Source organism: Gordonia sp. PP30 (assembly GCF_023100845.1).
In the GTDB taxonomy this organism is placed as follows: domain Bacteria; phylum Actinomycetota; class Actinomycetes; order Mycobacteriales; family Mycobacteriaceae; genus Gordonia.
In genome coordinates this window covers 1242059-1254216 of record NZ_CP095864.1, presented here as the reverse complement: position 1 = coordinate 1254216, position 12158 = coordinate 1242059, and the positions used below count along the sequence as shown (strand labels likewise).

9 protein-coding genes are annotated in these 12158 nt (G+C 72.8%); 5 read left to right on the top strand and 4 right to left on the bottom strand.

Translation table 11 applies throughout. The features are described from left to right. Window positions 1-237 precede the first annotated feature (237 nt). Together MYK68_RS05760 and MYK68_RS05755 are read left to right on the top strand one after the other, a co-directional pair. Window positions 238-765 (top strand): YceI family protein, encoded by a 528-nt coding sequence (locus MYK68_RS05760; RefSeq protein WP_247866854.1) that lies wholly within the window; start codon window positions 238-240, stop codon window positions 763-765. Between the two features lie 81 nt (window positions 766-846). Beyond that, complete coding sequence (locus MYK68_RS05755) at window positions 847-1161, top strand: EthD family reductase (RefSeq protein WP_247866852.1); 315 nt, start codon at window positions 847-849, stop codon at window positions 1159-1161. A gap of 28 nt (window positions 1162-1189) precedes the next feature. On the opposite strand, the gene MYK68_RS05750 is transcribed toward MYK68_RS05755, so the two are convergent. Together MYK68_RS05750 and eccCa are read right to left on the bottom strand one after the other, a co-directional pair. Further along, a complete protein-coding gene (locus tag MYK68_RS05750; RefSeq protein WP_247866851.1) occupies window positions 1190-2344 on the bottom strand; it encodes a type VII secretion-associated protein in 1155 nt (384 codons plus the stop codon). Beyond that, window positions 2341-6282, bottom strand: coding sequence for a type VII secretion protein EccCa (eccCa, locus tag MYK68_RS05745; RefSeq protein ID WP_247866850.1), 3942 nt, complete (start codon window positions 6280-6282; stop codon window positions 2341-2343). Before eccCa ends, MYK68_RS05750 begins: the two co-directional genes overlap by 4 nt. Window positions 6283-6368: 86 nt before the next feature. On the opposite strand from eccCa, the gene eccD reads away from it, so the two are divergent. Both eccD and mycP read left to right on the top strand, forming a co-directional pair. After that, on the top strand, window positions 6369-7823 hold the full coding sequence (eccD, locus tag MYK68_RS05740) for a type VII secretion integral membrane protein EccD (protein ID WP_247866849.1): 1455 nt from the start codon (window positions 6369-6371) through the stop codon (window positions 7821-7823). Continuing rightward, window positions 7824-9167: a type VII secretion-associated serine protease mycosin gene (gene mycP, locus MYK68_RS05735; protein WP_247866847.1), complete on the top strand. Its 1344-nt coding sequence runs from the start codon at window positions 7824-7826 to the stop codon at window positions 9165-9167. A 45-nt stretch (window positions 9168-9212) separates the two neighbouring features. Here mycP and MYK68_RS05730 read toward each other — a convergent pair whose 3' ends face one another. Both MYK68_RS05730 and MYK68_RS05725 read right to left on the bottom strand, forming a co-directional pair. Beyond that, window positions 9213-9416: a hypothetical protein gene (locus tag MYK68_RS05730; protein WP_247866836.1), complete on the bottom strand. Its 204-nt coding sequence runs from the start codon at window positions 9414-9416 to the stop codon at window positions 9213-9215. A gap of 284 nt (window positions 9417-9700) precedes the next feature. Beyond that, window positions 9701-10900 (bottom strand): MFS transporter, encoded by a 1200-nt coding sequence (locus MYK68_RS05725; protein WP_283255278.1) that lies wholly within the window; start codon window positions 10898-10900, stop codon window positions 9701-9703. 96 nt (window positions 10901-10996) lie between these two features. On the opposite strand from MYK68_RS05725, the gene MYK68_RS05720 reads away from it, so the two are divergent. Further along, window positions 10997-12136 (top strand): cysteine desulfurase family protein, encoded by a 1140-nt coding sequence (locus tag MYK68_RS05720; RefSeq protein WP_247866834.1) that lies wholly within the window; start codon window positions 10997-10999, stop codon window positions 12134-12136. The last annotated feature ends 22 nt before the right edge of the window (window positions 12137-12158 follow it).

Sequence of the window (12158 nt, the reverse complement as noted above, 5' to 3'; positions counted from 1 at the left end):
TCACTGTTCGTTCGATTCTGCCGGTCGGGCGCGGCGACACAGCTCATTCCCGGCGACCGGTAGGGACCCGGGGCTGACGTTCCGGCTCCGGCGGAGACGGGTCGAGCACCAGCGGACAACCTTACCCTCCGTGGGCTGACCTCCCCAAATCGCCGACCGGGGTCCTTGGGCCCGACATTCGCCCCGACCGCGCCCGATCACTGGCCGCCGGGTCGCACACCTGCCACAGTGGAGACCATGGGCTCCACCTGGAATCTCACCGCCGCCGACGGCGATCTGCTCCTGCACACCGCTACCGCCGGCCGCGCCGCCCGCACCGGGCATCGGCTGACCATCGAGATGACCTCCTGGACGGCGACGGCCGAGGTCGACGACGACGGCCATCCCCTCTCGGTGACGCTGACCGTCGACGTCGACTCGCTGACCGTGCTCAAGGGTGAGGGCGGCCTCGCACCGTGGACCGGCGCCGAGCCGGGCATCGCCCGCAGCAACGCGCTCAAGTCGCTCGACGCCAAGAAGTTCCCGACCATCACCTACCGTTCCACCGCGGTACAGCGCGACGGCGACACCTACCGGGTCGACGGCGAACTCACCGTCCACGGCGTCACCCGCCCGCACCCGCTGACCGTCACCTCCGCCGACGGCGTCTTCTCCTGCGAGACCGTCGTGACGCAAACCGACTTCAAGATCAAGCCGTTCTCGCTGATGATGGGCACCGTCAAGGTGGCCGACGACGTCGCGCTGACGATCTCCGCGCGCACCTGAACCTCTGGCGGGGTTGTCCCGATTCCGGACACTTTCGGCTACTCGCCGGTTCGGCGGCGGCCACCCCCTAGCGTCGCGGCCATGACCTATCGCATCACCGTTCTGTACGGACACCCCGCCGATCCCGCCGCCTTCGACGCCTACTACCAGGGCACACACGCCCCGATCGCGCTGAAGATTCCCGACTTGCAGGGCGTCGAGATCCAGCGTCTGGACCCGGATGCCGAGGGCAACACCCCGCCCTTCTATCAGATCGCCACGCTGACCTTCGCCTCCGCCGAGGCCATGGGTGCCGCCCTCGCGACGCCGGAGGGGCAGGCCGCCCTCGCCGACGTGCCGAACTTCGCCGACGGCGGCGCGACCGTCGTCACCGGCACCGTCGTCACGGCACTGTAGGGTACAGAGCACACGACGACCGAGCACGTCACGACCGCACCGAGGCCACGGCCGCCCGGCACGGCGGGTCGATCGGCGCGTCACCGGTTCCCGGCTGACATCCGACGCTGACCTGCAGCGGGGCGGCCGTCGTCGTGAGTTCCGGACCGACGACGACGTACCAGCGGATCGCCGCGCCCGACGCCGGCGCCTCCCGGTAGCTGATCACCCGGCGCCCGCCGTACGTGCTGGTCTCGGCGAACTCGACCACCACGTCGTCGCCGCGCTGGGCGATCCGGTTGCGCAGACTGGCCGCGACCGAATCCACGGTCGCGCCCTCGCGGAGTCCGGTCACCACCACGATCAGCCGGCGGCCGTCACCGCCGTCGGCGAACACCGCCCGCAGTCCGCGCCCGTCGTCCGGCCGCTGCCCGGTCAGCGCGGTCCGCCGCCAGCCGGCCGGAATCTGGATCGAGACCGGGCCGATCCGTTCGACGCCGGGACGGGCCGCGACGGGCCCCGGGCGCGGCCAGCGCGCGACGGCCCCGGCCGCCCCGAGCAGCACGACGACCGTCGCCGCGAGCGCGATCGCCACCGCCGCGCCGCGGCGCGTCTCGGTGATCGGCGGCGGGGCGAAGTCGAAGGTCAGCGCGCCCCGCGGCGCGAAACGGTGGCCGTGCGCCGCGATCAGCGCACGATCCACCGGTATCGCGGCGTCCGGTGCGAGCGCGGCCGCGAGGTCCGGGGTGCCCGGTTCGGCGAACACCGTGTCCGCCCCGCTCACGAAGGCCGCCAGCTCGTCGAGGTCGCCGGGCCACCCCGCCGTGCACCGCTCGATCCGCCAGCCGTCCGCCGACCGGGCGACCCACTGCGCCGTCCAGAGACCGCCGGGGTCGTCGCCGGGCGGCCCCGGCACCGGCAACGGTTCGACGACGACGCAGCTGCGCGTCGCCGCGTCGGCGTGACTGCCCGCGATCAGCAGTGCCCTCGGCACCAGGCGCGCCGGACTCCCGACCAGCCGCAACGCGCGGTTCAGACGATCCCGGCGTGGGCTGCCCCAGGCACTCGGGCCGCCGATGATCCGCGTGTCCGGCCCCACCCCGGCGGTCGCCAGCCCGGCCGCGAACCGGGCCACCGCATCGGAGTCGTCGGCGGCGCGCAGGAAGCCGGCGCCGCCGAGGTCGACCGTGCCGCACCCGCTCACCGGGCTACCTGGATCATGTCGGCGGCCCGGCTCCGCGAGACCAGTTCACCGCGGCCGGCGCCGAGCTTCTGCATCCGGTGACGGCCCACGATGTAGCCCTCGTCCGGATCTCCGGACAGCAGCAGGACGTCGCACGAGAGGTCGCGGAGTCCGGCGATCACCTGGTCGAACATCGCCCGGCCGAGCCCGCCGGAGCGTCGTGCCAGAATCACCCGCAGCCCGATGTCCCGCGCGTGGCCGAGCAGTTCGGTCAACGGCTGCAACGGATTTCCCGTCGCCGTGGCGACGAGGTCGTAGTCGTCGATCACCAGGTACACCGTCGGCCCGGTCCACCAGTCCCCGGCCGCCAACTGTTCGGCGGTGACGTCCTCACCGGGCAGTCGTGCGCGGAGATACTGCGCCAGCTGGACCATCATCGGCCCGGCCGTCTGCGCCGAGCTCGCATACCCGGCGAGGTGATCCACGTCGACCTCACCGAGCAAGGAGCGCCGATAGTCGACCAGCACCAGTTTCACGTCCTCCGCGGAGCCGCCCGCGGTGAGACCGGCGATCAGGGTGCGCAAGGTCTGCGTCTTGCCCGATTCCACGTCTCCGAAGACGAGGAGATGGGGTTCGGCGGCGAAGTCGATCAGTACCGGCGCCAGGTCCGACTCGCGCAGCCCGAGCGCCACCCGTCCCGCTCGCGGCGAAAGACCCTGTGCGGCCACGAGTTCGGCGACCTCCCCGATGGACACGTCGTCGCCGAGCAACCGGACGGGAGGCGCGGAGCGGCCCGGGTAGTGCCGGACCGCGCTGTCGACGAACGCGGCGGTGCCCGCGGCCAGGGTGTCGGTCTCGGCCGTCCCGTCGAACCGCGGCAGCGCGACCAGCAGATGCTTCTCATCGGCGGTGATACCGCGCCCCGGCCGGCCGGACGGCACCGTCGCCGCTCCCCTGCGGCCCATCTCCGAATCCAGCGGATCGCCCAGGCGCAGTTCCAGCCGCGCACCCAGCAGGTCTTTCACCGCCGGCCGGATGTCGGCCCACCGGGCGGCGGTCACCACCACGTGCACGCCATACGAAAGACCTTGCGTGACAAGCATGTTGACGTCGTCTTCCAGTGACTCGAAGTCCTTGCGGAGGACGGTGAGACCGTCGATCACCAGGAAGACGTCGCCGTGCCGCTGATCGGGATACCGGCCCTGTTCCCGCGCCGCCCGGTACTCGCGCATCGACTCCAGACCTTCGGCGGCGAAGAACTCCTCCCGGTCGGCGAGGATCGTCTTCACCTCGGCGAACGTCCGCCGGACCGCGTCGCGCCGCGCCTTGGTGGCCACCCCGCCCACGTGCGGCAGTCCGGCGAGAGCGGCGAGGGTGCCGCCACCGAAGTCGACGCAGTAGAAGGCGACCTGTTCCGGAGTGTGCGTGGCGGCGGCCGCGCAGATCATGGTCCGTACCGCGGTCGACTTGCCGGACTGCGGACCGCCGACGATCGCCGCATTGCCCGCCGCGCCGGTCAGGTCGAGCCACAGCGTCTCGCGCCGCTGGTCGTAGGGACGATCGACGACGCCTATCGGGAGGCGCAGCGACCCGGCCGGTCCCTCCGGGTCGACATAGGCATCGAGGGTGACGGCCTCCTCGAGGGGCGGCAGCCACACCTGGTGCGGCCGCGGCCCGATGCCGGCGATCCGCCCGACCAATGTCTCCACCAGCGTGGGTGCACTCGTGACGGCCTCGAGGGCGGCGTCGTCGGCCGCCGGTGGCAGCGGTACCCGGCACGCGGTGAACCGCAGGAGTTCACCGCCGCCGCGCCGTCCATCGATCAGGGCGGCGACCGGAGATCGGGGCGGTTCGTACGGCCCGGACACGAACGACGTCGAGAAGCGCAGCGGCGCACCCGAATCGGATTTGAGATACGCGGCGCCCGGTGAAGCCGGCAGATGATAGGCGTCGGGCACACCGAGCACCGTGCGGGATTCGTTGGCGGAGAAGGTCTTCAGGCCGATCCGGTAGGAGAGGTGGCTGTCGAGGCCCCGCAGCCGCCCCTCCTCCAGACGTTGCGAGGCCAGGAGCAGGTGGATGTGCAGTGAACGCCCGAGCCGGCCGATCGCCACGAACAACTCGGCGAACTCCGGTTTCTGCGCCAACAGCTCGGAGAACTCGTCGACGACGATGAACAGCGCGGGCAGCGGGTCCAGCGCCGCCCCGGCCTCCCGCGCCCGTTCGTATTCGCCGACGTTGGCGAAATTGCCCGCGGCCCTGAGCAGTTCCTGCCGCCGGTGGAGTTCTCCGGAGAGCGCATCGGCCATCCGGTCGACCATCGAGAGTTCCTGCTCGAGGTTGGTGATCAGTGCGGCGACATGCCTGGTCGATTCCAGGTTCGCGAACGTGGCGCCGCCCTTGAAATCGACCAGGACCAGGTTGAGTTCTTCCGGGGAGTGCGTGGCGATCAGCGCCAGCACGAGAGTCCGCAGAAATTCGCTCTTACCGCTGCCCGTCGCGCCGATGCAGAGTCCGTGCGGCCCCATCCCGCCGTGCGCGCTCTCCTTCAGGTCGAGGTCCACCGGTGTGCCGTCCGCCGTGTAGCCGATCGGGACGCGGAGCCGTTCGTGTGCGGTGCGACCCCGCCAGGCCGTCACCGGGTCGAAGGTCGTGGCGTCCGGAATCCCCAGCAGCGCAGGCAGTCCGGGATCGGCGGCGACGTGCGAGGCGTCGAGTCCGGGCAAGGGAAGACTGCTCGCCGGCCGGTACCGCGCGAGTCCCCGGGCCAGCGCCTCGCTGCGCGGCAGCGACAACTCGTCGACCACGCCGAACCGCTCCAGCCCCGCCGCGCTGTACGCCGAGATGCTGCCCGGGCGCGCCACCAGTCGTAGCCCACGCCGCGCCGCCAGTGACTCGGCGTCCGCCTGCAGGTCGAGCACCGTCACGCCCTCGCGGCCCGCGCCGATGGTCAGTTCCTCGTCGCCGGTGCGCCGCCCGCCGTCCAGCACCACGACCACGTGCGGGCGCCCCGTGATCGGCGGCGCCGACCGGGAGAACCGGCCGCGCTCGGCGAGTTCGCCGGCGAGATCGGATTCGCAGTCGTCGAGCGCGTCGTAGATCATCCGGACCGGGCCGAGGCGGTCGCGGAGCGCCGGGTGCCCGGTGTGCGGCAGCCATTTGGCCCAGTCCCAGTCCGGACTCCGCGGGTCGTCGGCGACGATCGCGATCAGCACGTGATCGGGGCCGTGCAGCACGGCGAGCTGCGCGAGCATCGCCCGGGCGAGGGCGAGCACGCAGGCGCGATCACCGTCCAGGCAGACGGCCGGAAAGGCGCGCAGCGACACCGCGGTGGGCAGGTCCGCGACGGTGGCGTGCACCTGCACGAACCGCCGCAACGCCAGCGCACAGACCGGTTCCAGGTCCTCGGCCGGCGCCACCTCCGGCGGCACCAGTGCGGTGGCCAGCGGCTGGGTGCCGACGCCGACCCGGACCTGGGCGAAGTCGGCGTCGCCGGGCCTGCGCTCCCACATCCGGGTGCCGCCGAGCACGGCGGCCAGCGCCGCCGGCGCGGGGTGGCTCCACAGCGCGCAGGCCCGCTGCGCACTCGCCGTCTGCCTGACCTGTTCGCGTGTCTGGCCGAGATACCGCAGGTAGTCCTTGCGTTCCTCGTTGAGTTCGGCGGCCCGCGCCGGGCCGCCCCGCCCGCCGCCCGCGAGCATGCCGACCATGGACATCACCATCATCAGCGGAAACATCAGGAACAGCGGATTCGACAGCGCGCCGCGCCCTCCGGTCACCACCATCAGCCCGACCATTCCCACTACGGCGACGACCATGACCACCGGCAGCAGGCGCACGAGCATGCTCTGCGGTACCGCCCGCCCGACCTCCGGAGGGCCGGTCAGCACCAGTTCCCCGCCGGGCGGCACCGGCGGAGCCGGCCGGCCACGGCGCACGAAAGCGACTGTCGAACTCATCGCGAATTCCCCCGAATTCCCCCGTACCGCCGTTCGCCCGGCGATGATGTCGGTTGTATCAAGAACCTCGGGGGAGGGTTTGCGAAATGGCGATAGGCACCGCGGAACCGGATCTGGTCCGCATCTCGATTCTCGGCGGCGACACCCAACTCGATCTGGCGCTGCCCGGCGATCTTCCGATCACCGCACTGATCGGCGACGTCCTCGGCCTGCTCCGGCTGCCCGAGCCCGCCCACGACCCCGAGCGCGCCGGCGAACTGCCCCGCTGGACGCTCGCCCGGATCGGCGCACCGCCACTGCCCGCCGAGCAATCGCTGTCCGGCGCCGGCGTGGTCGACGGCGAGCTGCTGATGGTCCATCCCGATCTGCCTGACGCACCCGGGGCGCTGATCGACGACGTCGTCGACGGCCTGGCGCACCTGGCGGGCCGGCAGCGCCCGGGATGGTCGTCGGAGGCGGCCCGCCTGCTCGGCTACGGGATCGCCGTCGCGGCCACCCTCGCCGCGGTGATCGCCGGCCGCACGGTGGTCGCCGCGGGGCCGCTGGTGCCGATCGCGAGTGGCGTCGCGTGTGCGGCCTTGCTCGCCGGGGTGCTGCTCGGTCACCGGCTCGCGGTCGATCCGCGCAGCCTCGCCACCGCGTCGTGCTGCGCATTCCTCACCGGTGGCCTCGCCGGATCCTTTGTGCCGCACGGTGACTCACCGGGAGCAACGGCGGCGACCGCGGCGGGGTGCGCACTGGTCGTCGCGGTCATCGTGCACCGCTGCACCGGGGTCGCGCCGCGTCTGCACGCGGGCCTCGGCACCGGCGCGACCCTCATCGTCCTCGGTGGACTGCTCGCCATGGTCCTGCCGGGCGGACCGCCCGCGGCGGCGGCCGTCACCGCGGCCCTCGGCGTCCTGACCGTCCTGCTGTCGGCACGGGTCGCCATCGCGGCGGGCCGCTTGCCGCTGCCACCGGTGCCGTCGGTCCCCCCGCCACCGCCGGACGCACTCGACACCGACGTGGTGCTCGACGGCGTCGGCGCCCTCGGCACGCCCGCCGAGCACGACCCGCTCACCGCCATCGCCGATCTCGCCCTCGTCGACATGCGAAGCCTCCAGCGTCGCGCGGCCGTCGCCTCGGCCTATCTCACCGGGATCGTGGCGGGGGCCGTGGTCGTCACCGTCGCGGCCGTCGCCGGCGTCGCGGCGACCTGCGGTGGGGCGATCGCCGCACTGCTCTTCTGCGCCGCGGTCTCCGTCGCACTGCTGGCCCGCGGGCGCGTGCACGCCGATCGGGCGCAGAGCGCGATACTGCTCGGCGGCGGCAGCGCCGGGCTGCTCGCGATGCTCCTGGGTACCGGATCACCGGCGATCGTGTTCGTCGGCGGTCTGGCCCTGGGTCTGGCCGCATTCGTCATCGGGGTCACCGCCGACGCGCACGACTACTCGCCGCTGCAACGCCGCACCCTGGAGCTCGCCGAGTACGCGGTGATCGCCGCGATTCTGCCGCTGCTCTGCTGGCTGCTCGACGCCTACCGCGCGATCCGCGAGTTCTAGATGCGAGCCGCCGCCGCGGTGAGCGCCGCGGGAATCCTCGCCGCCGCCGTCACGACCGGGCCCGCCGCCGCACTGCCACCCGCGCAGGTCGCCGCTCTCGTCGCGGTCGACGCGCAACCGGTCGGTCCGCCGCAGCCGACCCGGCAACGTACCCGGTGTGCTCGCGGCGCACCGGCCACCACCGATCTCACCGCGCTTCCGCCCGGGCACGTGCTGCTCGATCTGCCCGGCGCCTGGCGGTTCAGCCGAGGCGCCGGCGTCACGGTGGCGGTCATCGACACCGGTGTCACCCCGCACGGGCGGCTCCCCCGGCTCAGCGGCGGCGGCGACTACGTCTCGGCCGGTGACGGCCTGACCGACTGCGACCTGCACGGCACGGTGGTCGCCGGGATCATCGCGGGCCGGTCGTCGGCCGCCGACGGCTTCGCGGGCGTCGCCCCGGAGGCCACCGTCGTCTCGATCCGGCAGTCCAGCGGCGCCTACGACGCGGTGTCCCGGGAATCGTCCGACGCGCCGGCGGTCGGCGCCGGTTACGGGCCGCTCTCGACGCTCGCGAAGGCCATCATCCGGGCCGTCGAGGCCGGTGCCGGCGTCATCAACATCTCCGAGACCGCTTGCGCTCCCAGTGGTTCCGGTATCGACGACGACGCGATCGCCAGCGCGCTCGATCTCGCCCACCGGCGCGACGCCGTCGTCGTGGCCGCCGCGGGGAACGTCGCCGACACCGGGTCGTGCCGGGAGCAGAATCCACTCGCGGCGGCCTCGGAGAGCCTGGCCTACGCCGGGGTGACGACCGTCGCCACCCCGGCCCGGTTCGGTCCGGCGATCCTCACCGTCGGGGCGGTGGACACGGCCACCGGCCTGCCTGCCGACTTCAGCCTGCGCGGGCCGTGGGTCAGCGTCGCCGCACCGGGCACCCGGATCGTCGGGCTCGCCGCCGGCCGCCCGATCGACGCCCTCGACGGCGCGGACGGCCCGCGCCCACTGGCCGGGACCAGCTACGCGGCCGCCTACGTCTCCGGTGTGGCGGCCCTGGTCCGGGCGGCGTTCCCCCGGCTGTCCGCCGACGAGGTGATCGACCGGATCGTACGCACCGCGCGCGGCGGCTCGGCCGGTGATCAGGCGATCGGCGCCGGCCTCGTCGATCCGGTCGCCGCCCTCACCGCACAGTTGCCCGCCGGCGACTCACTCCCCGACCCGCGCACCGGTAAGGACGTCGCCGCGCCGGAACCGAAGCGGCCCGACCACACCGCCTCGACCGCCGTCACCACCACTCTCGCCCTCGGCACGGCACTGCTCGCGGCGGTGTTCGCCCTGACACGCGCGGCCCGTCCACGCGACTGACCGCCTGCGAGACCGAACCGCCGGACCATCCCGCCCCGGCAACGATCACCCGCGCTCGTCACCGTCCCCGGTCCGCGCACCCCGCTCGCGCGCCGCCTGAATCGCCGCGACCACCGCACCGGCGGAGAGCGCGATCACGATCCCCAGCACCTTCCCCGGCCCGGCGATCGTCGCCGCACACGCCAGCGCGACCAGGATCAAGAACCACGGAAACAACAGCCGCGACGTATTCCCTGCTCGTTCCTCCACGTCGTCTGCCGCACCTTGCTACTAGATGAGTTACTTGACCTTCAGTCTGTCCCAGTTCAGTGGCCTACCGGAACTCGCGGTCTTTCCCGCTGCCCACTCGCCGGGGCGGCGCCGGTGACGTCCCCGATTGCCCTATCCGTGACACGTTCATGTCCAGAGCACACGATCGAGATCCGTTCGCCCAGGTCGCCAAACGTGACAGAGGTGCCTACGCCACAGTTGGGACAACTCGGCCGATACCCCGGGAGAACGAGCCCGCGCGCGGTCCAGCGTCGTCCGAGAGGTCAGCGGCGGCGCCCGGCGCGAAGCTGCGCCGCACCGACCAGCACGGCCAGCACCGCGACCACGATCGCGAAGACCAGACCCGACTCGCGCAGGCCGATCGCCGTCCCGAGAAGCCCCACGCCGATCGCCGGACAGGCCAGCAGCACATACAGCGATGCGAAGAACGCCGACGAGACCTCGCCGCGGTGCTCCTGCGGCACCTGTTCCACCGTGGTGGCCAGCGCACCGTTGAGGCAGAAGCCACCGGACACGCCGAGCACCACCGCCGCGATCACCAACGGCGCGAGAACCACCACGCCGAGGGCGACCGCCAGCAGGACACCCGCCAGCACCAGACCGGCGCACCCGCCCACGATGGCGCGGTTCGGCGCGACCCGTCCCGCCGCCAGCTGCCCCAGCGCCATCGTGGAGAAGATGAGGAACACGATCAGTCCGGCGAGCCAATGGTTGCGCACCCCGAGATCCTCCGCAAGGAACAGCGCGGTCACCGCCGTCAGCACCCCGGAGACGGAGAACGCGACCCCGGCGGCGAGGACCCCGCGAACGAACGCACCGCGGATCTCGGCGGGCACGCGCAGACGCTGAATCCGCCAGCGCACACCGGGCTGCCGGCCGGGCCGCGGGGTGAGCAGCCACAGGCCAGCGGCGGCCAGCACGACCAGCCCCAGATGGATCGCGAACGGCACTCGCAGCGGCGACGCGCTGAACGACGCGACCAGGCCGCCGAGCAGGTTGCCGACGCCCAGACCGCCGGAGTTCACCGCGATCGCCAGCATGCCGCCGACCGACCGCCGGGCCGCCGGAAACAGGTCGATCACCGCGGCCGTGCCTGCGCCGCTCATGAAGCCCGCGCTGAAGCCAGAGATCACCCGCGCCACGATCAGCAACCCCAGGGACGGCGGCAGCATGAAGAGAACGGCGCTGACGGCCGCGCAGCCGAGGGCGATGAGCAGCACGGGCCGTCGTCCGATCTGGTCGGACAGCCGCCCGAAGACCAGCAGCGCGAACACCACGCCGAGCGCATAGACCGCGAACAGCACGGTGACCGTCAGCGAGGAGAACGAGAGCCGTGCCGAATAGATGGAGTACAGCGCGGTGGGCAACGTCGTGCCGACCATGGTCGCGAAGAACGCGAACGCGGTCGCCGCGATCGCCCAGCGCCGCGGCGAAGTTCCCGGTCGGCGGAAGTCGAGAGTCACCGCACGTAGTCTACGACTGCGGCCCCTGCCACCATCGACCACGGAGCACCATCGACCGTGGAGCACCGGCACCCCGTTCGCACGAAAGGATCGGCCATGCCCATCACGGACGACCCGATCTACCTCGATCACAATGCGACCACGCCGGTCGCGGCCGAGGTCGCCGAGGCGATGTGGCCGTACCTGACCGGCGTCTTCGGCAATCCGTCGAGCACGTCACCGCAGGGCGCCGCGGCCCGGCGCGGCGTCGACCGGGCCCGCGGGCAGGTCGCCGCCCTGCTGGGCGCGCACGCCGACGAGATCGTGTTCACCTCCGGCGGCACGGAGTCGAACAATCTCGCGATCCGGGGAGCCGCCGAGCACCGCGGCCGACGACTCGCGATCACCTCGGCGGTCGAACATCCGGCCACCGCGGCACCGCTGCGGCACCTGCGGGACCGGCACGGCTGGCGGGTCACCGAGCTCGGCGTCGACGGGGACTGCCGCGTGCGGCTCGACGACGCGCTACCGCACCCGGCCGGCCTCGGCACCCTGATCCTGGCGCACAACGAGACCGGGACCATCCAGCCGATGCGCTCGTTCGCCGAGCTGGTGCGCGAGCGCGGCGGCGTGACGCACGCCGACGCCGCGCAGGCCGCGGGCAAGATCCCGGTGAACGTCGACGATCTCGGCGTCGACCTGCTGAGCATCGCGGGCCACAAGATGTACGCGCCGAAGGGCGTCGGCGCCCTCTACGTCCGCCGCGGCACCCCGGTGGCACCGGTCCTGCTCGGCGCCGGGCAGGAGAACGGCCTCCGGCCGGGCACCGAGAACGTCGCCGGGATCGTGGCCCTCGGCGCCGCCGCCGAACTGGCCGCCGGGATGCTCGACCGCGAGTCACTGAGGCAGGCAGAGCTGCGCGACACCCTGGCCGAACGTCTCGCCGCCGCCATCCCCGGACTGGTCCGGGTCACGCCGCGCCGCGACTCGCTGCCGAACACGCTGATGGTCGCCGTCCCCGGTGTGGTGGGCGCGACGGTCCTGGACGACGCCACCGCGATCGCCGCGTCCACCGGCAGCGCCTGTCACGCGGGCACGCACACGCCGTCGGCCGCGCTACTCGCGACGGGTCTCGAGCCGGAGCTGGCACTCGGGGCGCTGCGCCTGTCCCTCGGGCGCTCGACCACCCCGGCGGACGTGGAGACCGTCGCGGAAACGCTGGCCGGCGCCGTCGACCGCGCCCGCCGCCGCTCGTGACGGCCTCGATCACGACGCGGCC

Coding starts and splice junctions, on each gene's coding strand:
- MYK68_RS05720 (WP_247866834.1), top strand. CDS start 10,997: ATGCCCATCACGGACGACCCGATCTACCTCGATCACAATGCGACCACG.
- eccD (WP_247866849.1), top strand. CDS start 6,369: ATGGCGATAGGCACCGCGGAACCGGATCTGGTCCGCATCTCGATTCTC.
- MYK68_RS05760 (WP_247866854.1), top strand. CDS start 238: ATGGGCTCCACCTGGAATCTCACCGCCGCCGACGGCGATCTGCTCCTG.
- MYK68_RS05755 (WP_247866852.1), top strand. CDS start 847: ATGACCTATCGCATCACCGTTCTGTACGGACACCCCGCCGATCCCGCC.
- mycP (WP_247866847.1), top strand. CDS start 7,824: ATGCGAGCCGCCGCCGCGGTGAGCGCCGCGGGAATCCTCGCCGCCGCC.
- eccCa (WP_247866850.1), bottom strand. CDS start 6,282: ATGAGTTCGACAGTCGCTTTCGTGCGCCGTGGCCGGCCGGCTCCGCCG.